Annotated in this window: 19 protein-coding genes; 14 read left to right on the plus strand and 5 right to left on the minus strand. The window is 61.7% G+C overall.

Features of this window, described 5'->3' with window-relative positions; all coding sequences use genetic code 11:
* Positions 1-10 precede the first annotated feature (10 nt).
* The 12 genes from trbE (at position 11) to QQZ18_RS00125 (ending at position 11,723) form a co-directional block, all read left to right on the plus strand.
* Positions 11-2,449, plus strand: a complete 2,439-nt coding sequence (gene trbE / locus QQZ18_RS00070) for a conjugal transfer protein TrbE (protein ID WP_284537242.1) — start codon at positions 11-13, stop codon at positions 2,447-2,449.
* Positions 2,446-3,204 carry a P-type conjugative transfer protein TrbJ gene (gene trbJ, locus QQZ18_RS00075; RefSeq protein ID WP_284537243.1) on the plus strand — a complete coding sequence of 253 codons (759 nt, stop codon included), beginning with the start codon at positions 2,446-2,448 and terminating at the stop codon, positions 3,202-3,204. Before trbE ends, trbJ begins: the two co-directional genes overlap by 4 nt.
* A 10-nt stretch (positions 3,205-3,214) precedes the next feature.
* Positions 3,215-3,484: a putative entry exclusion protein TrbK-alt gene (trbK-alt, locus tag QQZ18_RS00080; RefSeq protein WP_284537244.1), complete on the plus strand. Its 270-nt coding sequence runs from the start codon at positions 3,215-3,217 to the stop codon at positions 3,482-3,484.
* Positions 3,485-3,486: 2 nt separating this feature from the next.
* The gene (gene trbL, locus QQZ18_RS00085; RefSeq protein ID WP_284538724.1) at positions 3,487-4,812 is read left to right on the plus strand and encodes a P-type conjugative transfer protein TrbL; all 1,326 of its coding nucleotides are present in this window, start codon (positions 3,487-3,489) and stop codon (positions 4,810-4,812) included.
* Complete coding sequence (gene trbF / locus QQZ18_RS00090) at positions 4,812-5,495, plus strand: conjugal transfer protein TrbF (protein ID WP_284537245.1); 684 nt, start codon at positions 4,812-4,814, stop codon at positions 5,493-5,495. Before trbL ends, trbF begins: the two co-directional genes overlap by 1 nt.
* Positions 5,492-6,544 (plus strand): P-type conjugative transfer protein TrbG, encoded by a 1,053-nt coding sequence (gene trbG, locus QQZ18_RS00095; RefSeq protein WP_284537246.1) that lies wholly within the window; start codon positions 5,492-5,494, stop codon positions 6,542-6,544. Before trbF ends, trbG begins: the two co-directional genes overlap by 4 nt.
* Positions 6,541-7,764: a TrbI/VirB10 family protein gene (locus QQZ18_RS00100; protein ID WP_284537247.1), complete on the plus strand. Its 1,224-nt coding sequence runs from the start codon at positions 6,541-6,543 to the stop codon at positions 7,762-7,764. The genes trbG and QQZ18_RS00100 overlap by 4 nt, the downstream gene beginning before the upstream one ends.
* 1 nt (position 7,765) lies before the next feature.
* Positions 7,766-7,993, plus strand: a complete 228-nt coding sequence (locus QQZ18_RS00105; RefSeq protein ID WP_284537248.1) for a DUF2274 domain-containing protein — start codon at positions 7,766-7,768, stop codon at positions 7,991-7,993.
* A 131-nt stretch (positions 7,994-8,124) separates the two neighbouring features.
* Positions 8,125-8,742, plus strand: a complete 618-nt coding sequence (locus QQZ18_RS00110; RefSeq protein WP_284537249.1) for a type IV toxin-antitoxin system AbiEi family antitoxin domain-containing protein — start codon at positions 8,125-8,127, stop codon at positions 8,740-8,742.
* The gene (locus QQZ18_RS00115; protein WP_284537250.1) at positions 8,735-9,604 is read left to right on the plus strand and encodes a nucleotidyl transferase AbiEii/AbiGii toxin family protein; all 870 of its coding nucleotides are present in this window, start codon (positions 8,735-8,737) and stop codon (positions 9,602-9,604) included. The genes QQZ18_RS00110 and QQZ18_RS00115 overlap by 8 nt, the downstream gene beginning before the upstream one ends.
* Entirely contained in the window at positions 9,601-10,938 is a 1,338-nt protein-coding gene (locus QQZ18_RS00120; protein ID WP_284537251.1) for a YiiX/YebB-like N1pC/P60 family cysteine hydrolase, read from the plus strand. The genes QQZ18_RS00115 and QQZ18_RS00120 overlap by 4 nt, the downstream gene beginning before the upstream one ends.
* Before the next feature lie 56 nt (positions 10,939-10,994).
* A complete protein-coding gene (locus tag QQZ18_RS00125; protein ID WP_284537252.1) occupies positions 10,995-11,723 on the plus strand; it encodes a DUF2971 domain-containing protein in 729 nt (242 codons plus the stop codon).
* 175 nt (positions 11,724-11,898) lie between these two features.
* On the opposite strand, the gene QQZ18_RS00130 is transcribed toward QQZ18_RS00125, so the two are convergent.
* The 5 genes from QQZ18_RS00130 to QQZ18_RS00150 form a co-directional block, all read right to left on the minus strand.
* Complete coding sequence (locus QQZ18_RS00130) at positions 11,899-13,239, minus strand: AbiJ-related protein (protein WP_284537253.1); 1,341 nt, start codon at positions 13,237-13,239, stop codon at positions 11,899-11,901.
* Positions 13,236-15,119: a UvrD-helicase domain-containing protein gene (locus QQZ18_RS00135; RefSeq protein ID WP_284537254.1), complete on the minus strand. Its 1,884-nt coding sequence runs from the start codon at positions 15,117-15,119 to the stop codon at positions 13,236-13,238. The genes QQZ18_RS00130 and QQZ18_RS00135 overlap by 4 nt, the downstream gene beginning before the upstream one ends.
* Positions 15,120-15,121: 2 nt before the next feature.
* Positions 15,122-17,089 (minus strand): ATP-dependent nuclease, encoded by a 1,968-nt coding sequence (locus QQZ18_RS00140; RefSeq protein WP_284537255.1) that lies wholly within the window; start codon positions 17,087-17,089, stop codon positions 15,122-15,124.
* A gap of 96 nt (positions 17,090-17,185) precedes the next feature.
* The gene (locus tag QQZ18_RS00145) at positions 17,186-17,644 is read right to left on the minus strand and encodes a hypothetical protein (RefSeq protein ID WP_284537256.1); all 459 of its coding nucleotides are present in this window, start codon (positions 17,642-17,644) and stop codon (positions 17,186-17,188) included.
* 2 nt (positions 17,645-17,646) lie between these two features.
* Positions 17,647-18,702, minus strand: coding sequence for an AAA family ATPase (locus QQZ18_RS00150; RefSeq protein WP_284537257.1), 1,056 nt, complete (start codon positions 18,700-18,702; stop codon positions 17,647-17,649).
* Positions 18,703-18,897: 195 nt separating this feature from the next.
* Here QQZ18_RS00150 and QQZ18_RS00155 point away from each other — a divergent pair, with 195 nt between their 5' ends.
* Together QQZ18_RS00155 and QQZ18_RS00160 are read left to right on the plus strand one after the other, a co-directional pair.
* The gene (locus QQZ18_RS00155) at positions 18,898-19,329 is read left to right on the plus strand and encodes a nucleotidyl transferase AbiEii/AbiGii toxin family protein (RefSeq protein WP_284537258.1); all 432 of its coding nucleotides are present in this window, start codon (positions 18,898-18,900) and stop codon (positions 19,327-19,329) included.
* A 494-nt stretch (positions 19,330-19,823) separates the two neighbouring features.
* Complete coding sequence (locus QQZ18_RS00160; protein ID WP_284537259.1) at positions 19,824-21,605, plus strand: SLC13 family permease; 1,782 nt, start codon at positions 19,824-19,826, stop codon at positions 21,603-21,605.
* Positions 21,606-21,720 lie beyond the last annotated feature (115 nt).

Consider the following 21,720-nt stretch of genomic DNA (forward strand, 5'->3'; position numbering starts at 1 on the left):
GAGCGCAGCTATGATGAACCTCGCCGAATATCGCAACCGCAATCGACGGCTCGCCGATTTCCTGCCCTGGGCGGCCTTGGTCGGCACCGGCATCGTGCTCAACAAGGACGGCAGTTTTCAACGCACCGCAGGCTTCCATGGTCCCGATCTGGACTCGGCTGTGCCCGCCGAACTGGTCGCCGTTGCTGGCCGCCTCAACAACGCCTTCCGTCGTCTCGGCAGCGGATGGGCGATCTTCGTCGAAGCACAACGCCATGCGGCCGGCATCTATCCTGCGAACCGCTTCCCTGATGCTGCGTCGGCCTTGGTCGATGCCGAGCGGAAAGCCGACTTCGAAGAAGCCGGAAGCCATTTCGAATCCAGCTACTTCCTGACCTTCACCTATCTGCCGCCGGCTGAGGACGCCGCGCGCGCCGAGACCTGGCTCTACGAAGGCCGCGAGAAGACCGGCATCGACGCGCACGAAGTGATGGCCGGTTTTGCCGACCGCACCGACCGGCTGCTGCATCTCATCGAAGCGTTCATGCCGGAATGCCGCTGGCTCGATGACGGCGAGACACTGACCTATCTGCATGGCTGCGTTTCCACGCACCGGCACCGCGTCCGCGTTCCCGAAACCCCGATCTATCTCGACGCGCTGCTGGCTGACCAACCGCTGACCGGCGGGCTGGAGCCGCGGCTGGGAGCGCAGCACCTGCGCGTCCTCACCATCACCGGCTTCCCGACCGCGACCACGCCGGGCCTGCTCGACGAGTTGAATCGACTGGCATTCCCGTATCGCTGGTCCACCCGCGCGATCCTGCTCGACAAAACCGACGCGACGAGGCTGCTCACCAAGATCCGCCGCCAGTGGTTTGCCAAGCGCAAGTCGATTGCCGCGATCCTGAAGGAGGTGATGACCAACGAGCAATCCGTGCTCATGGACACCGACGCCTCGAATAAGGCAGCGGACGCCGACCTCGCGCTTCAAGAGTTGGGCGCGGACTATGCCGGCATCGCCTATGTCACCGCGACGGTGACAGTGTGGGACATCGATCCGCGTGTCGCCGACGAGAAGCTGCGGCTGGTCGAGAAGGTCATCCAGGGCCGCGATTTCACAGCGATGGTGGAGACCATCAACGCGGTCGATGCCTGGCTCGGCAGCCTGCCGGGGCATGTCTATGCCAACGTCCGGCAGCCACCGATTTCCACACTTAATCTCGCCCACATGATCCCCCTCAGTGCCGTGTGGGCGGGGCCGGAACGGGACGAGCACTTCGGCGCCGCCCCCTTGCTCTTCGGCAAGACCGAAGGCTCGACCCCGTTCCGGTTTTCCCTTCATGTCGGCGATGTCGGCCACACGCTGGTTGTTGGTCCGACCGGTGCCGGCAAATCCGTGTTGCTGGCGCTGATGGCCCTGCAGTTCCGCCGTTATGCCGGGGCTCAGGTCTTCGCCTTCGATTTCGGTGGTTCGATCCGCGCCGCCGCACTCGCCATGCACGGCGACTGGCACGATCTCGGTGGCGGCCTGACCGACGGCTCGGAAACCTCTGTCAGCCTGCAGCCGCTCGCACGTATCGAGGAGACTGCCGAACGCGCTTGGGCTGGGGACTGGATCGTCGCCATCCTCATCCGAGAGGGCGTCGCCATCACGCCGGAGGTGAAAGAGCACATCTGGACGGCACTGACCTCATTGGCGTCCGCGCCGATCGAGGAACGCACGATCACCGGCCTCTGCGTCCTGTTGCAGTCGAACGACCTGAAGCAGGCGCTGCGGCCCTACTGCATCGGCGGAGCCTGGGGCCGGTTGCTCGATGCCGAGAGTGAGCATCTCGGCTCGGCCACGGTACAGGCGTTCGAGACCGAAGGGCTGATCGGCACCGAAGCTGCGCCCGCCGTGCTCGCCTATCTCTTTCACCGGATCGAAGACCGGCTCGACGGCTCGCCGACGCTCATCATCGTCGATGAGGGCTGGCTGGCGCTCGACGACGACGGCTTCTCGAGCCAACTCCGCGAATGGCTGAAGACGCTGCGCAAGAAGAACGCCAGCGTCATCTTCGCCACGCAGTCGCTCTCCGATATCGACGGCAGCACCATCGCGCCAGCCATCATCGAGAGCTGCCAGACGCGATTGCTGCTGCCGAACGAACGCGCGATCGAGCCGCAGATCACCGCCATATACAGCCGTTTCGGTCTCAACGACCGTCAAATCGAGATCATCGCTCGCGCCATGCCTAAGCGCGACTACTACTGCCAGTCCCGGCGCGGTAACCGGCTGTTCGAGCTGGGCCTGTCGGACGTGGCGCTCGCCCTCTGCGCCGCGTCCTCGAAGACTGATCAGGCGGCCATCGCGAAGATCGTTGCCGAACACGGCCGCGACGGCTTCCTCGACGCCTGGCTGCGCCATCGCGGTGCCGGCTGGGCCGCCGACCTCATTCCCGACCTCACCAATCTGGAGACACGTCCATGACCCTGCGCCGTTCGCGCGCGGCGCGCTTCGCCGCTGCCTTGCTTTCCGCCTCCGTCGCTGTCGCACCGATGCTGCCGATGCCGTCTCATGCGATCATCGTGTTCGATCCCTCGAACTATGCCCAGAACGTCCTTCAGGCTGCCCGCGCGCTCCAGCAGATCACCAACCAGATCACCTCGCTGCAGAACGAAGCCCAGATGCTGATCAATCAGGCCCGCAATCTGGCGAGCCTGCCGTATTCGTCGCTCCAGCAGCTTCAACAGTCCGTGCAACGGACGCAGCAGCTTCTGAGGCAGGCGCAGAACATCGCCTACGACGTTCAGCAGATCGATCGGGCCTTCCAGCAGAAATACTCGACCACCTCGATGTCGGCGTCGGACCAGCAACTCTTCGCCGATGCCCGCTCGCGCTGGCAGAACACCGTCGGCGGTCTGCAGGACGCCATGCGCGTGCAGGCCGGCGTCGTCGGCAACATCGACACCAATCGTGCGCAGATGTCGACGCTGGTCGGCGCCAGCCAGTCGGCAACCGGCGCGCTCCAGGCGACACAGGCCGGTAATCAGCTTCTCGCCCTCCAGGCACAGCAACTCGCCGACCTCACCGCCGTCGTCGCCGCCAATGGCCGGGCACAGGCGCTCAGCGATGCAGAGCGCGCGGCCGCCGCCGAACAGGGGCGTGAGCAGCGCCGCCGCTTCCTGACGCCGGGCACGGGCTATCAACCCGGTTCGGCCAAGATGTTCTACGGCAGCAACTGAGGGCGCGGCGATGGACGGCAAGACCCTCGCACGCATCGGCGCCGTCGCCTTCGTCGCGGTGGCGATCACCGCGACGGTGATCGAACTGACGCGCACCGACGAGGTGACGCAGATCCAGACCGTCAGCCGTCCTCACGTCGGTGATCCCGGACCGCTGCGCACCACGCTCCGGCATTGCCGTGACATCGGTGAGGCCGCCAGCCGTGATGCAAGCTGCCTCAAGGCCTGGGCGGAGAACCGGGATCGGTTCCTCGGCCCCACCTCGTCGGAGGCGCATTGACCATGGGCGGCTCCGGCGTCATCGACCACTTCCTGGAGGTCTTCACCCGCTACATCGACAGCGGCTTCGGCCTGTTGCAGGGCGAGGTGGCCTTCATCGCCACGACGTTGATCGTCATCGACGTGACGCTGGCCGCGCTGTTCTGGTCGTGGGGCGCCGACAACGACATCATCGCGCGGCTGATCAAGAAAACCCTCTTCGTCGGCGTCTTCGCCTACATCATTGGCAACTGGAACAGCCTCGCGCGTATCGTCTTCGAGAGCTTCGCTGGGCTCGGCCTGAAGGCGTCCGGCACGGGTTTTTCGGTCAGCGATCTGATGCGTCCCGGCAAGGTGGCGCAGACCGGCCTCGACGCGGGCCGGCCGCTGCTCGACTCCATCTCGGACCTGATGGGTTGGGTCTCGTTCTTCGAGAACTTCATTCAGATCGCCTGCCTGCTGTTCGCCTGGGCGCTGATCCTGCTCGCCTTCTTCATCCTCGCCGTGCAGCTCTTCGTCACGCTCATCGAGTTCAAGCTGACGACGCTCGCCGGCTTCGTGCTGATCCCTTTCGGCCTCTTCGGCAAATCCGCCTTCATGGCCGAGCGGGTGCTCGGCAACGTGATATCCAGCGGCATCAAGGTGATGGTGCTTGCCGTCATCATCGGCATCGGCTCGACGCTGTTCTCCGAGTTCACCGCCGGCTTCAACGGCGCGACGCCGACGATCGACGACGCCATGGCAATCGTGCTGGCGGCGCTGTCGCTGCTCGGTCTCGGCATCTTCGGTCCCAGCATCGCCAACGGCCTCGTCTCCGGAGGTCCGCAGCTCGGTGCGGGCGCGGCGATCGGAACGGGCCTTGCCGCTGGCGGCATGGCGATGGCGGGTGCCGCGACGGTCGGTGCTGTCGCCTCCGGTGGCGCGGCATTGGCAGGAGGCGCTGCCGCAGCAGCGCGTGGTGGGGCGGCGCTCGCAGGCGGAGCATCGTCTGCCTACAGCCTCGGCGCGGCCGGACACACTGGCGTCTCTGGCGTCGCCTCTGGCCTCGGCAATGTCGCCAGCACTGGTGCCGCCAAACTCGGCTCTGCCATCGCCAGCCCATTCCGGCGTGCCGCCGCGTCGATGAAGGACAGCTTCGAAGCGGGCGGGCGATCGGCTGTCGGCGAGGGCGGCGCCTCCGATGCCGCCGCATCCTCATCCGCAACCACCGACGGCCCGCCCGCTTGGGCCAAGCGCATGAAGCGCTCTCAGGCGATGTCGCACGGCGTCCAGGCTGCCGCCCATGCGGTCAAGTCCGGTGACAGCCACGGCGGCGGTGCTTCCGTCCATCTCTCCGAAGGCGACCGCTGATGTTCAAACGACCGTCCACCCATTACGGCAAATCGCCCGAACCCGAGACACCTTATCAACACGCCGCCCAGATCTGGGACGACCGCATCGGCTCGGCCCGCGTGCAGGCGAAGAACTGGCGCCTGATGGCCTTCGGGTCACTGGCCTTGTCGGCGGGGCTCTCCGCCGCCTTGGTTTGGCAATCGCTGAGCGGCTCGGTCGTGCCGTGGGTGGTTCAGGTCGATAAACTCGGCCAGGCGCAGGCCGTCGCTCCGGCGACCGCCGACTATAGGCCGACAGATCCGCAGATCGCCTTCCATCTCGCGCGCTTCATCGAAGGGGTCCGCTCGATCCCCGCGGACGCGATCATCGTCCGTCAGAACTGGCTCAGGGCCTACGATTTCACCACGCAGGCCGGCGCATTGGCGCTCAACGACTACGCCCGCGCCAACGACCCCTTCACCAAGGTCGGCAAGACGCAGATCGCCGTCGATGTCTCGAGCGTCATCCGTGCGTCACCCGACAGTTTCCGCGTCGCCTGGGTTCAGCGGACCTATCAGGACGGCTCGCTTGCCTCCACCGAGCGATGGACCGCCATCCTGACCGTCGTCGTTCAGGTGCCGCGCGACGCCGAAAAGCTCCGGGCCAACCCGCTCGGAATCTACGTCACCGCCATCAACTGGTCGAAGGAGCTGACCCAATGACGCCGACCTTCCGTGAAGCCGGGAGGCCGGCTTTCCTCACCTGCAGTTCTCAGGCTTTCCGTAAATCCGCCTTGCCGCTTCTCTTGGCTTGCACATCCGTGCTCGCCGGCTGCGCCACGGCGCAGAAGCCGCCGGAAATCTCCTATGACGATGCCATGCCTGCGGTTCAGACCGCCGATCCGCCGGCGCCGGTTCGGGTGGTGGAGTTGCCGAAGCCTCTGCCGCTGCCCGGCCAGTTGAAGCCCGTCGGCAAAGACGGCAAGCCGACGCCCGAACTGCCGGACCCCGCCGCGCGGGTGAACGAGGCCAACGCCGCCGCGCGGATGCAGCCGGTCCGGAACGGCTTCATCAACGCCATCCAGGTCTATCCCTTCGTCGATGGCGCGCTCTATCAGGTCTACACCGCGCCTGGTCAGATCACCGACATAGCCTTGCAGCCGGGCGAAACGCTGGTCGGCTCCGGTCCGGTCGCCGCTGGCGATACGGTGCGCTGGATCATCGGCGACACTGAGAGTGGCGCGGGCGGGACGAAGCAGGTTCATATCCTCGTCAAGCCGACGCGGCCCGAGCTGATGACCAACCTCGTCATCAACACCAATGCGCGCACCTACCATATGGAGCTGCGCTCGACCGAGAAGACCTACATGGCCTCGGTCTCCTGGCAGTATCCGCAGGACCAGCTCATCGCGCTGCGTCGGCAGAACGCCGAGGCGCAGGCTGTCCAGCCAGTGGCGACAGGCATCGATCTCACGCGCGTCAACTTCCGCTACGAGGTGACCGGCGACCGCGCACCGTGGCGGCCGCTCCGCGCCTTCGACGACGGCAAGCAGGTCTTCATCGAGTTCCCGCGCGGTATCGGCCAGGGCGAGATGCCACCGCTCTTCGTCGTCGGTCCGGAGGGTGACACCTCGGAACTGGTGAATTATCGCGTCCGCGACAACTACATGATCGTCGATCGGCTCTTCGCCGCCGCCGAGCTGCGCTTCGGCGCCGACAAGAATCAGAAGCGCGTTCGCATCTCCCGTAGCGACGGGAGGCCGGCGTCGTGAGCGAGATCGAACTCGATCGTCAGAAGCCGGAGGCGGAAGCAGATGCCCGACCGCTGACCGGAGAGCCGGTCGCGCCGATGCGGCTGCGGCCCGAACCGCCGCGCGTGACGCGCCTCTCGCGAAAGGTGCTGATCGCGCTTGGCCTGCTTGCCGGTACCGGCATCGGCGGCACGTTGATCTACGCGCTCCAAACCCGGCACGGCGGCAAGACGAACGAGGAGCTCTATTCGACCGACAACCGGACGACGCCCGACGGGCTCGCCGCCTTGCCGAAGGACTATGCCGGTATCCCAAAGCTCGGCCCACCGCTACCGGGCGACCTCGGCCGGCCGATCCTCAGCGCCCAGAACGCCGGCCAGACGGTGCCGACGCCGGGGATCGCGACGCCCAATCCGGGGATCGGTCAGGAAGAGCAGCGTCGAATCCAAGAGCTGGAGGCCGCGCGGACGGCGCGTCTCTTTGCTTCGACCGAGACGCGGCCAGCCAGCACTGCTGTGGCACAGCCGCAAGTTACGGTCGCGCCGCAGGCGGACCTCGCCAGCCTCGGGCTCGCACCACAGCCGGCGACGCCTTCCGCGCAGGATCGCCAGCTCGCGTTTCTGAACCAGACACCCGACAAGCGCACGGTCTCACCAGATCGTGTCGGCGCGCCCGCGTCGGCCAATGTGCTGCAGGCGGGAGCGGTCATCGCGGCAGCACTCATCACCGGCATCCGCTCCGATCTTCCCGGTCAGATCACTGCGCAAGTGACGGAGAACGTCTATGACAGCCCGACCGGGCGAATCCTGCTCGTGCCGCAGGGCACGCGGATCATCGGCCAATACGACAATGGCGTCGGATTCGGTCAACGCCGCGTGCTGCTGGTCTGGAACCGGCTGATCTTCCCCAATGGCCGCTCGATCGTGTTGGAGCGCCAGCCGGGGGCGGATGCCGAGGGCTATGCCGGGCTCGAAGACGGCGTCGACTACCATTGGGGTGAGTTGTTCAAGGCCGCGGCGCTGTCGACGCTGCTCAGCGTCGGCGCCCAATCCGGATCATCGAGCAATGACAGCGACATCATCCGCGCGCTGCGCAACGGCGCCTCCGACAGCATCAGCCAGACCGGCCAACAGATCGTGCAGCGTCAGCTCAACATCGCGCCGACGCTGACCATCCGGCCGGGCTTCCCCGTCCGCGTGATCGTCACCCGCGATCTCGTTCTTGAGCCCTACGGAGGCTGATATGGCAAAGCTGAAACTCGGTCCTATCGCCGACGACAAGCCGGTGAAGGTCACGCTGGAGCTGCCCGCCAGCTTGCATCGCGACCTGACTGCCTACGCCGAAATCCTCGCTCGCCAGGCGGGCCACGCCGCTGCCGATCCCGTTCGCCTGATCGTGCCCATGCTGGAGCGGTTCATTGCAACGGACCGAGGGTTTGCGAAGGCGCGGCGGGGTAAAGCTGATGCCTAGATTTTCGGGCCTGTTTCATCGGTTGAAGTCCGGCTTAGTTGCCTGATTGTGTTGCGGCATACCTTCCTTTAGGAGGAGAGGCGTGATACAAAAGCTCGGATAATAGCACCAACTCTCCGAGCTGACGTATCTTGCCCGAACCCGTGTCCCAACGCCGAATTGCCCAGACTGTGCTGAAAGCGCGTGGCATCGCGCGCCTGGCGGAACTGCGCGCGGAGGGCGTGACGGCCGCCACCATGAGCCGCATGGAGCGTGATGGCGAGGTGCTCAGGCTCGCGCGGGGGCTATATCAGCTCCCCGATGCCCCGTTCGACGCTCATCATAGTCTCGCAGAGGCCGCAAAGCGCCTGCCAAAAGGGGTTGTCTGCCTCGTCTCAGCGCTCGCGTTCCATGACCTTACAGATCAACTGCCCAGGCATGTGTGGATGGCCATCGGCCAAAAGGATTGGGCGCCCAAGGCTGACGGCGTGTCAATTCGGCTCGTACGATTCACGGATCGCCTGCTAGCGGATGGTGTCGAGTCCCACACCGTCGAGGGGGTGTCAGTGAAGGTCTTCGGCGTCGCCAAGACCATCGCTGACTGCTTCCGGTATCGGAACAAGATCGGCCTGTCCGTGGCAATCGAAGGCCTCCAGGAAGCGCTGCGTCAACGCAAGGCGACCCCAGATGAAATTGCTAAGCAGGCCGGGCGTGGTGCGGTCGCGACCGTCATTCGCCCCTATCTCGAGGCGCTGATCGCCAATGGCTAAAGAGCTCAAGAATATCGGAGCCTCGGTGCGTGCCCGGCTGCTGCAACTCGCCAAGGCGAGTGGACAGAGCTTCGATCTCGTCCTGACACGCTTCGCCCTCGAACGGCTACTCTTTCGGCTCGGTCAATCCCCGTATGCCGATCGCTTCGTTCTGAAAGGCGCGATGCTGATGATGAGCTGGTTTGACGACCCTCATCGTGGCACACGCGATCTCGATCTGTTGGGTTTTGGAGATTCTGAAGCCGAACCAATGCTGGCGACGTTCCGCGAAATCATGGCGCTGGAAGTCGCTGATGGCGTGGAATTCGACATTGCGGCGCTGCGTGTCGATCGCATCCGTGAGGAGCTGGAATATGGGGGCCTGCGGCTGCGAACAACGGCCTCGATCAGCGGAGCCCGTATCGGTTTGACGATCGACATCGGCTTTGGTGACGCGATGGAACCTGGGGCCGAGGTGCTGGACTATCCTTCTATGCTGGAATTTCCCGCGCCACGCCTGCGGGCCTATGCGCGCGAGACGGTGATCGCCGAGAAGTTCCAGGCGATGGTAGCGTTGGGGCGAGCAAACAGCCGGATGAAGGACTTCTACGACATCTGGATTCTCAGTCGGTCCTTCACCTTCGACGATGATAGATTGCCGCGAGCGATTGCCGCCACGTTCGCGCGGCGTGGAACACCGATTCCTCAAGAGCCGCCCGATGCGTTGACAATGGCCTTTGCCGAAGATGCGCAGAAGCAGCAACAATGGCGGGCGTTCGTCGGAGACGTCGCTCACGATCCTGGTGATCTAGGGACTGTCGTCAGAGATTTGGCAGCTTTCCTTATGCCTCAAGCCGTTTCAGCAGGGAGCGTGAGCAAATGAGTGGCAAGATCGCAATTGCCGGATTGCAGGCTGCGAAAGAGGCGCGCCCAGGTCTGAAGCGGCTAAACGAGGCCGTGATGAAGCCTGGCGATATCGTTCTCACGACCACGACTGCTGCAGTAAGCAAAGCCATCCGCGTCGCAACCGGCAGCGACATCTCTCATGCCATGGTGTGCGTCGAGGACAGATCGATCATCGACGCGACTGGCGAGGGTGTTCATGCGCGCAATACGCAGCGACTGTTCTTCGATGGAGATTGCTCGGTCTACGTCCTGCGTCTGCGTGAAGGCCTTTCCGATCAGCAGCTCGCGGCGGTTCGAAACTACATGCGCGGGCACATCGGCACGCAATATTCCACCAGAGAGGCGATGTTGACGTTGCTGGGCGGGGCGCGCCAATGGAGCAAGAAACAGTTCTGCTCCCGCCTCGTCGCGCAAGCCTTCGCATCTGCGGGTATCCATCTTGTCGCTAATCCCAATTTCTGTTCACCCGCCAATATTCAGAGTAGCCCGCTCCTGGCTTCGGTGGCAGATGCGACCGTGCCTGTGACTGCAGAAGAAGCCGCATGGTGGGATGGAAACGACGACGTCCCGCAGCTCATGCGGGATGCGATCAACACCGTTCTTGGTGGCGCGCGTGCAAAGAGCCCTGATATACAAACCTTCGATGATCTCCATCGTCATCTGGTAAGCCATCCGGAATGTGATGGCGACTTCTGCCGACTGCTTGAGACGTCGAATTACCTCTCGCTCTGGAAGGTCGAGCGGGACAAGAATCCCTGGCAGTATGATCTCGCCCTACTAAATGCCGCGCCGGCCGATCAGGCCGAGGCTTATTGCTGGAGTGTGCTGGAGAACGAGGATGGAGGGCCGAACCGCTATGTCGTCAATCGCGGCGGATATCTGCTTTTCTCCCGGCAATACGACCTTCAGTTTTTCCGGGTAATGGCGGCGCTGTACGAGCATCTGGCGATGCTCCACCAACAACGCATAGACGTTGCGGCTGAATGGCTCCAAGCAAATGGTCATTTCTCACGATCGGCGCCAAAACATCTCACGCCGCATACGCCGGAATGGTTCAGTGCCCTGGAGCAATGGGACCCACCAAAGGCGATGATGACGCGCAAAGTCATCGAACTCGCCGGCCGAATGGACGTCTGTTCAATCTGCGGCGACGATCCCGCCAAGGACTATCGGTTGGAGGCAAGCCGGCCGCCGGGCGGAGTTGACACGCTCCGCCTTTGCGATGACTGCGTCGCTATCCGCAGACAGGCAGGTGAACCGTTCATACTATTATTTGACGCGGCAAACGGTGATGTTGGCAAGGGCGCGTAGATTTTCCCCGCACATGCCATGTTCAACGCGGTAATAAAAGCGGGAGAGGCTATTACGTGCGCGAAATTAATAGTGAAAAAATAGAATGGCAGGAAGGCCTCTGGAAATATTTCAGAATGGAGCGTTTCATTTCCACCCTTGAGACCAGCCAGATCTATTTTGCGTCGGCCAATCAGTTCTCTGACCCTTTCGAAGGGGCGGTTGCGGTCCAGATGGACGCAGCTCCCGTTGACCCGCGGTATGCAGAGATGGAGTGGGGTGAGAAGGCGTTCTTCGAACTGAAGCGACTGACGAAGATAAGCTGTTGGCATCGCGCCGCATATGAAAGCGATGCTATGTGGAAGCTCTACGCCGGGGAACACAAGGGCATTGCCATCTGCACGACCCCTGAGCGCATGCGTGCCGCTTTCGGTCCGTTTCGTCTGCGGGCGGACTACGGGATTGAGGATTTATGGGCGGGGCCCGTCGACTATGTGGATCTCACACAGATCCGCATGAGGGGCGCCGGAATGCTTGACAGGTTCTTCTTCAAACACCGTGCATTCGAATCGGAGCGTGAGTTCCGGCTAGCGATTTCGCTTCGGATGGCAGAGGAGTTCGGCGTCGTTGTTCCGGCCGATGGAATCTTGGTGGACGTTGATCTCAGGGTGCTGATCGAGAGAATTGTGCTTGGGTCGACTACCTCAGAAGAGGAGCGCGAGATCGTGACGAGGCATGTCGAGAAGGCGGGCCTCGGGGGGCTGCTGCGGCAATCTTCGCTGCTTGGTTTGCCACGGTATGTTTGAGCGAGCTGCGCGCATTTTTCCTCACTCAAGTCCTTGAGCTGGTGGATTTCCGACTGGGTCTATTACTTCCCGCCATGGCACCATTCAGAATACTACTCATTGGGCACGTCAGATCATTGTCGCTACGACTCGGCGGTCAGGTAGTTCAGAGACCGCAGGCTCAATTGGGCTCCTGTTACGCCGGGGTGGTGATTTTGTGAAACACCCAGAGGCGATCGAAGAAGCGCTGAATCAAGGCTGCTGCGGACCCTCCGACAAGCTCATTGGAACCGAAACGGTAGATCTCGTAGCCAGCTAGGCGCAGATCACGATCCGCCGCAACCATTTCCGAATAGGCGGCAAGCGAGGGTTTACCGCCTTGGCTGAAATGTTGTGACCCGTCGACTTCGACGACAATGCGCTGGTGGTTCGGCAGCAGAAGCAGAAAGTCCATTCGCTGCCGTGATAAGCCGGCCCGGTGGCGCAGTAATTTGACGACTGCAGGATCGTAGTGAAGATAGACCTGCGGTATGAGTGCGGGCAGCGTCGTTCCAAGTTTCGCGCGATAAAGCCTGAAATATGTGTCAAACAGATTGCGCTCTGCATCTGAGGCTAGGGAAGCGCGCAAGCGAAGCCCCAATGTGCGGGCGGCTTCGTCAGGCTCAACGCCGGCGACGCCGCGCCACCATTCGACCAACTCACTCCATAACAGGCCGTCGCGCCGGATCGGTCGATCGTAGACGAGGCAGCTCGCAGCATTCGACAGGATGACGATGTCATTGTTGATCGCGTCGCTGAAGCCGATCTCGGGCTTTGGGCCGTTTGACGCGAAGATGAGATTCTTCGGCGATCCTGTTGGGCCTCGACCAAGGGGGACGACCCGATAAATCGGATATCCGGATTCCTCGTCCACAATGTTGAGTACATATCCGTCTCGTCGGAGAACCACGTTGAGTTCATCGACCAATGCCGCTTGTCCAGGTCCTCTGCGTCCGAGGGGGTGAAGCGCCGCCTCGATGAGGCGGTTGAAGCGATCTCGCGAACAGGCGAGCGCACCGATCTGATCGAAGAGAAGCTCGACGCTCCAGTCGCCTTGGTTACGGATCATGTGCTGTTCGATATCGCGCGCAAGGCTTCGACTGGAGAAGAAATCTGCGCCCATCGTGTCGATCGGGAAGAGCTTGCGGACGATTTCCACTACATCTTGTTCGCCGCAAAGATCGTCGCCGAAGCATTTGGCCGCGTCGCGTCGGGTGATCTCCGTGATGGCTGCTGTGCCGTGTTCGAGAACGGCGAGTCCCGCTTCCTCAAGCGCAAAGTCGCCGAACTGCACACCAAGTAGGCGCGCGATCTCGCCCAACTCTCGATCGGTCTTGCCCGCGAGAGCCTGGCGGGCCCGATCTTTCTTACTCACACCCTCTTCGTAGTCGGGGACCACCAGGCCGGCACCCATCGCGACGGATGGCATCTGGTCATTGGTCGCACGCTGTTTCAGCGCTTCGGCGATGAGTTCTGATAGTTGCGATGCTCCGCTCATATCGCGATCTCTGGCACGCCGGCGTCCGTAAGCAGTTGGAATAGCTCGGCGACGCGGCGGCGCTGACCGCGCTCCTGGCAGAAGGCGAAAATCGCGCGCTGCTTGGCGCGGGAGAGCGCTACGAAAAAGGTAGCAAGGCCTTCCGGGTTGCCCGGCGTGTGTGCCCACCATGCTTGATCATCAAGGCCGATGAAAATGATGGTGTCGTATTCGAGGCCTTTACTTTTGTGGACCGTCATCAACGGGATCTGTTCGAGACCTTCGAAAGCGTCCAGGCAGGCCGTCCACGTGGCAGCGCCGTTTGCCGATGCAGCCAGATGCTTTTGGAGCGCATCGACCATGATCGCCAGGAGATCGCCTGACGCGTATTCGAGGTAGGTTCGAGCGACAGCGCCCAAATCGAGGAATGCCAGGATGCGCGCGACGAAGATCGCGGCGCTCGCCGGCGACGGTGCCGTGTTGGCCATGTCAGCGCGCAGCATCGTCAGAAATGCCGTGAGATCGGCCTCGGTGCGCGCCTCCGCGACATCGTCCCCGGACGTGATAGCCCGTATCTCCAATAGCGCAGCGGAGCACAGTTGCCACGCAACCGGTGCGCGATGAGTAGCTCCCAGGCGGAGCAGGGCGATCGCGACTTTCGCGAACTGATCAGAGAGGAGATCTTGAAGTGTCGTGCGTCCGAGGGTGTGGCTCTCGTTTCGCAGCCGCAAACCTTGCTGCGCCAGTGGCGCCGCAAGATCGGCTTCGAAGTCGTCGGACTTCTGCTTGACCAAAATGGCGTAGTCGCGAGGCGCGCGACCTCTGGTCGCCATGTCGTTCGCCAGCCATCGCGCAAGGTGCTCGGCTTCACGTGCCTTGGTCGGGCTGTTCCAGACTTGGGCGACATCGCCGTCCACTTGCCGCACAGCTTGGGCCACCGTTGCCACCGTGTTCGGATCAAGCGCTCTCGCCACGACATGCTGAATTCGAACGAGATCTGGTGAGGATCGGAAATTGAACAGGAGTGGGATCCGAACGGCCACAAAATCTGCGGCAATGCGGTCGAAGGCGTCGACCCGTGCGCCGGCCCAAGTCATGATGCGCTGTTTGTCGTCACCAACGGCCGTGATGGCGATATTGGCGCCGCTGAACGCCGAGAGCAGGAAATCGTACTGCGCGTAGGTCGTATCCTGAAATTCATCGACGAACACGAAGGGATAAGTCACCTGAAGCGCACGGCGAATGTCTGGACTCGCCCGCAACAGGAGCTCCGCGAGCCGATTGATGCTGACAAAGCTCAGGGCCGATTGGGGGTGGGCTCCGAGCTGACCTTCCCACCAACGGTGAACGGTGAACTCAATGCCGGCCTGCGGTGCCGGGCGCACTATCGGCAGGCGGTAGGCACCAACATAGTGAGACTCGAAATTGCTCGCGCTAAGGCCAGCGATTTCGGCCTGCCATTGCGCCGGAGCCGCGATGCGGGAGAGGTCGAGGAAGCCTGCAGTCTGCCGGTATGCGGGAAACGCGATCTCATAGGGTCGGGTTGGCCGCCAATCGGCAGGTATAGCGCTCTGGAATCGATCAACCAGGCTTTTCGTGAAAGCGTCGAAGGTGAGCGATGTGAAGCGGTGCGCCAGTTCGGGTGGACAGCGCTTTCGCACACGGGCGGCAAGGTTGTCGGCGGCATCGCCTTTGAAGGAGATCGCCAGAACGCGATAGGGCGCTGGGCATAGCCCTGTCTCGAGAAGGTACGCCGCACGCTGCGCCAGAAATTCGGTCTTTCCCGCGCCGGGGCCAGCGACAACGCAGGTCGAGCCGTCATGGCGCAGGGCGCGCCAAGCATCAGGTTCGAGATCCTCAATCCCTCGTGGTCGCCAGTCTTGTGGGTGGATGAGCGGCATGATCAGGCCACCGGCTGTCGGCCCGGTGCTAGACGGGCTGCAATCGAGGTTAGAAGCGCCCGCAACTCCTCGGGGGCACCGGCGGCAAGAGCCTGAGGTGTCTGTCCGCTTAGGACGCGAACATGAGTGCTGGGCTTCCCTCGACCGAGGAACAGGTAGCGATACCAGCGCAACAACTGATCCTGGTCTGCCGCATAGAGATTGCCACGACCGGATTCACCGAGCACCGCGGTGCGAGGATCACCCAGCGGCGACGGTCCCTGCCGCCCCGGCTCGGCCAACTGGTATGCCGCTGGAAAGGCGCGCAACATTGAATAATCCAGATCGAGCGGCGCACTGAAGAAGACATGGAATTGGCGCAGCCAGTTGATCCAAGTCGTCATGTCGGCAGTGTTCTCGGCTAGCAGCGTGTCGAACGCGGCAAGGTTCGCCGCTGGTCCCGCGTCGTTAAGGTGCTGGCCGAAGATCGCTTGCGGCGGGACGCCAATCTCAAGAAGCTGCGTGCACGTGGTCTTGATACGACCCCAGCCGCCGCCATCGCGGCCCCAGTCGAGATCGAGAAGCGTCGCGTAGGGGATATCGAGATCAGTGAGGAGCCGCCAGAGGTGATTGACGTGGCGACCGCCGAGGGGAACGACCGCGACGAATGAGCGGTCGATGTCGAGGCCCATGGCCTCCGCAAGGCGCGGCAGGACCACTTCTTCTGAAGCTCCCTCGCCAAGCACGGCGAAGCGAGCAAAATATAGCTCGGGATAGGTGCGAACCGCTTCCCTCACGAATTTCGACGCTTCTTCTTGGCCGACGGGAAGTCGGATGGCGCGGACACGCGCTGTTCGATCCGCTGGGTTGAGGCGGAAATGCCTGACTTGCGACGGATCCACCCGTGCAAGAATGCTCGCAGAATGGCTGGAGACGACGGCCTGCGCTCGGGTTCCCTTCGTCAAATCCTCGATCTGCCGCACAATCCGCGAGAGATAGAACGGCGCGAGATTGTTCTCCGGCTCCTCTATGGCAATGAGTGTTAAAGCAGGCAGAGGAACGCCGCCAGGTTGGAATCCCGCGGCGACCGGATCGGCGGCGATGCTGCCTTCCACGTCCAGTGTGGCGGCTGTCATCGCCAAATGGAAAAGGGAGCGTTGCCCGTCGCTGAGGTCGTCGAGCGCCCGCTCGCGGCCTGCCTCGTCGGGGTAAAAGACCACCTCGACCTTGCGGATGAACTCCTGAAAGCGCAGATCGACTGGGCGAAAAAGCGGTGTCGTGTCGGTGCCGGCAGTATGGACCTCTTGCCAGCGTCGCCGCACCGCAGTGGCCACAATATCGACAGCGGCTTCAGCGGAAAAGGCGCCGTTGAGTGTGGCGCCCGCTTCGGAGAATGTGCCCCGAACGCCCTGCGACCAGTTGATGGCCCGCCAGAGGCGGCCGCGCAGAAAGGCCGTCACCTGGGATGCGCCATCGCGCGATGCGGGCACATAAATCATCTGAATCCGAGCGCGATCGATCGCCTTCAGCTCGATGCAGTCGGCTTCCACGAAATGACCGAATGCGCGAACAGCCCAGTATTTCTGCTCGATCGTTCCTTCGAGCGAACCATCGTCCGTCCAAGTGGCCTCCAGGCGCAACCGGCATTTCAGACGGCCGGCCTCGTCGGCCGCCATCTGTTGGAAGAACTCAGGAATGGCTCCCGCGTGGAGACCGCCGGGATCCAGTTCGGGAAAGGCAAGAATTGCCTCCAGAACGAATGTCCGTTGAAGCGGTGCGAGCAACTCCGTTGCCGGCACGTGGAAATCATGGCGCCGTAACCGGCGGTGATCGCCCGTGATGCCAAACAGGCGTTGAAGTGCTTGCATAACCGCAGTCTTGCCTGCGCCGTTGACGCCAACAAACGTGGTGAGGCCGGAGGTCAGTTCGATCGTCGTCGCCTCGGGGCCGAAGCAGCGAAAATTTGCCAGAGTAAGCCGTTCAATAAACATGGGCTACGGGCTCCCGCGATAGATGCCCAAAGGCGTGATGTAAATGACGGGCATGACTGTCCCCACTGTCTTCTTGTCCGTACTTTCCGAGCCGGTTCAGGTCTTTGTTTGCGATCCATCGTCGAGGTCGGCTGGATCAGCTGTTCCGTCGCCTGGGCCTTGATCCCGGAAGGCGCTACCCTTCTGAGCGCGGCCCCGCGCCACTTCGATGATCCGTTCGATGATGCGCTCGGAATCGCGCCATTTCAGAACTAGCTTGCCTGTGTCCATACCGTAGTCAGCGACGACGTCGCGTAACTGCTCGATGTCAAGCTTTGCGAGTTCGGATCGGAGTAGGTCCTCACCTTGCCTAGCCAGATGCACAGGATCGAGGACGGCCGGTGGACGGCGGTTGCTCGGCCGCTTGGGGTGCGGCGAGCTAGCATCGTGAGCCTTCGCTTCTGGCTTCTTCTTGTCGTCGAGACCCAATGCTGCTTCAACGCGGGCACGGAATGCAGGGTTGGTGTCTGTCTCTTGGACGATTTCCTTGAAGAGAGTGTTCAGTACTTTTTTCATATTCACAGTCCGCCCTCCAGCTGATCCCATATTTCGTGGGCGAGCTCATCATACTGAATAGCCAATTCGCTGCCGTATTTCTGCTTAAGTGTGCGCGGGTACGTCTGAAATTCCGCGGCTGCGGCCACCTGATTGGCCTGACGGATAATCGTGTCCATCACCACAGGGATTTTCTCATCGTCGCGAAGTTGTTTCAGCACGTTGTTGTGGACCGTCGAATTCGCCTGATACTTTGTGGCGACGATGCCGAACGGCTCGATCGTTTCTGAAATTGCCTCCGAGAAGTCCTTAATCCGAGTGACGATCTGCGGAATGCCGTAGGTAGAGAGGTGATCTGGAATGGTCGGGATGATGTATCCGTCAGAGATGCGGAGCCCGTTGAGAGTGATAATCCCCAGGTTCGGCGGGCAGTCCACCATCACAATGTCGTAGTCGTCGATACGTGTCTTAACAGCTCTCCAGAGGAGCTCGATCGGGTTGGCCGCATAGAACTTTCCAACTGGCGCCGATGCCAGCTTGTCCTGCACATCGATGAGGTCGAGGCTGGAGGGAAGTAGGTCCACCGTCTTCGCCGCGCCGACGTCCGACACACTCTTCTGAAGAGTTTTGTCGAGGTCGAACTTTCGATTGTCAGGGTCCATGGCGTCCTTAAATAGGCGGGCGAGTGTTCGCTCCTTGCCGTTCAGCTCGAACCACTTATCTTCACCAATCAGCATAAGCGTGGCGTTGGTCTGAGGATCTAGGTCTATTACTAGGACGCGTTTACGCATGTTCGCTGAGAAGGTTTCCGCCAGGGCCACTGTCGTGGTCGTTTTGGCCACGCCTCCCTTCAGATTGATTGTCGAAAACACGTGCGTCATTGGCTTTCCTTTACGTTTATTTCGCAGCAGCCAGGAGCGAATCTGAGAGCGCCGGAAGATCGGTCCAGACGCTAGCTCTGTCACCGGTAGAGGGAAATCTGAGACGCGCACTCGCCAGTTGGCGACTGCTTGCTTGGAGACCCCCGCCATGAGTGCGACTTCATTAATTCCGACAAGATCGTCAGTGTTCTTGGTCACGAATCCACCTGTGAATATCATTCACAAAGGCTGTGTACATCGTTCACGGTCGTACCGTCAATAGCTATCGATGTGATGATTTGGCTTACCCAGAAGGAATCGACAGCGCTTACGTCGGCGATCGGCTTCGGGCGGTGCGGGGGCGTGTGCGCCGCGAGTGGGGCGGGACGGATCAATAGCGATCACCGATAGCCGTTGGAGCTACTCGACGCGCCGGCGCCCCGCCTTCGCGCCTATCCGGTGACGACCGTGCTGACCAAGAAATTCCAGGCACTCGTCCAACTCGGCATCGCGAACAGCCGGCTGAAGGATTTCTACGATCTCTGGCTGATCGCGCAGACGTTCGAATTTGATCGGGCATCGCTTGCAGAGGCCGTTCGCCAGACCCTTGCGCGACGCGAGACCATGCTTCCAACCGAGAAGCCGATCGGTCTGAGTGACGCTTACGCCGATGCTTGGGGGCGGCAGTGGAAGGCCTTCCTGGGGCGAGAGCGAATGGCCGCGGCGCCGACGGAGCTGGCTGCCGTGGTGTCCGACCTCGCCGGATTTCTGCTTCCCCTGATTGAGCCCGCTGACGGTAATGAGCGTTGGAAGCCCGGTGAGGGCTGGAGGGCATCGAATGCGTAGCCTGCAGCGCAGCGAGGAACGCGCACACGGCATCGTTATCTATCGCAGTCAATCGCGAGCTTTTGCGATTGGCTCTAGCTAATTCTCCCGCACTTCGTATATAATGCGAACGAAGAGATTGATGTCACGCACCGCGCCACATTTATTGTGGAAAATCAATTGCGTGCGATTCTGACGGTATATCTGACGGTAATCGCCTGTTTCTCCGTTTTACACTTATCGAAACTTCAAATACTTACCGCTCCGGTTAATCATCGAGTGGGAATAAGGGGGAAACGGCCACGGGGGCTCAGTGGCGACTCCGGTCGCCTAACTCCTGCTCTCGTCCATCCGTCGCCTCCCGCTGACCGACGCTACTTATCGAGCAAATCCGGCGCTAGGCCGGTCTGAGTCCGGCCTAGCGACGTCCATCGACTTCGGCATTTTCCTGTCATGTGAACCCAAACCTTTGGTCTGGCGTTTAGCACGTGAGCATTTGGGGGTATGGCGAAGTGATGGTGGAGCTTCTTGCGGGCTATCGGGCCGAAGTCGCGCTTGGACTGGTCATCGCGCTCTTCGCGATGTTTGTCTGGGAGAAGTACCCAGCTGATGTTACCGCGGCTGGCGGAGCTGCCATATTCATCGTGCTTGGTTTCGTCCCGCCCGAAAAAGCGATGGCGGTCTATTCCAATTCGGCGCCTTTGACGATCGGCGCCATGTTTGTCCTTACAGGAGCATTGGTGCGCACCGGTGTTCTGGAAAGAGTCGCCGGCGTCGTGCTTGACCGTTCTAGGAGACGTCCAAAGCTGGCGCTCGCGGTTTTCCTGCTGACCACGCTTGGGGCCTCTGCATTCATGAACAACACGCCTGTTGTTCTGGTGCTGATCCCGATCGCCATTCGGCTGGCCGCCGCGCTGGATTTGGCTGCGACGCGGCTTCTGATTCCAATCTCCTATGCTGCCATTCTCGGCGGTACCCTGACGTTGATCGGCACGTCCACCAACCTTCTCGTCGATGGCGTTGCGCGCACGCACGGCCTTGAACCGTTTTCGCTCTTCGAGATCACACCGGTTGGTCTGGCTACCGCTCTCACCGGAATTCTGACCATGCTCGGGCTCGGTAAACTCCTTTTGCCCGACCGACGCGAAGACACCGGCGATCTCGATAGCCGGGACGAGGCTGAGTTTCTGTCCGAACTGACGGTGCTTGCCGATGGTCCCTTTACCGACAAACCGATCGGCGAAATCGCCGACTTCAAGCAAACCGGCCTGCGTATCGTCGGTGTTCGGACTGAAGGCAAGGTAATCCGCAAAGATTTTCAGAACATCGCCCTGAAGAAGGGGGATGGGTTAATTGTCCTCGCCAAGTCAGCCGTACTTCTGACGCTGAATGATCGCGAAGGGGTGCGCGTGGGCCAACGACGAGCCGCCACGGGCAGTGGTGAGAGAATTGTTGTTGAAGCCGTCGTCGCGCCTGGCCGATTGAGCCACGGAACGCTTCTGTCCAGCCTTTCCCTGGGCCGACGCTTTGGCGTGCGCGTCATGGGCGCCCACCGGAACCGGCACGTACCTGGTCCTGACCTCAGCAATGTGAGATTGCGCCCGGCAGACAAGCTTCTGATCGAAGGCACAACCGAGGCGCTCGACGAACTCTCGCACCAGAGTGAGCTGGTGTCCGTCACGCGCTCCACGGCACGTGCCTTCCGCCCCACCAAGGCTCCGCTGGCACTTCTGGCGCTGGGTCTCGTTGTGGTACTTGCGGCATTCGACGTCATGGATATCGGCATTCTGGCGATGATCGCCGTGCCGACCATCCTCATCCTGCGCTGCATCGATGCGGATGAGGCGTGGGGATCAATAGACGGCGGCATCTTGATTCTCATCTTCTCGATGCTTGTCGTCGGCAAGGGGCTGGAAGAGACAGGCGCGGTGACACTCATCGTGAATGCGGTCCTGCCCGTCATGTCTGAAGTCTCGCCGTTCTTCGTCCTGCTCCTCGTCTATGGGCTGTCCTCTACCCTCACCGAGTTCATAACCAACAACGCCGTTGCCGTTATTCTCACGCCCATCGCCATCGGTCTCGCCCAGCAACTGGGTATCGAACCGCGGGCGCTGGTCGTTGCGATCATGTTCGGCGCAAGTGCCAGCTTTGCAACGCCTATCGGCTATCAAACCAACACGCTCGTATACGGCGCTGGCAACTACCGTTTCAGCGACTTCGTCAAGATTGGGCTACCGATGAACGTCATCGTGGGTCTGGCGTCATGCTACGCGATATATTTGTACTACGGTGTCTGACACTATGGGTGGGCGTGCTCGTCTTGGGTATCCGCCCGGGAAGTGCGCGATGATCTGGCTTTGGGCTTTCCTCTTTTCACGAACACTGATGGGAGCCATCGACATGTCCGACGGT

The organism is Pleomorphomonas sp. T1.2MG-36 (genome assembly GCF_950100655.1).
In the GTDB taxonomy this organism is placed as follows: Bacteria; Pseudomonadota; Alphaproteobacteria; order Rhizobiales; family Pleomorphomonadaceae; genus Pleomorphomonas.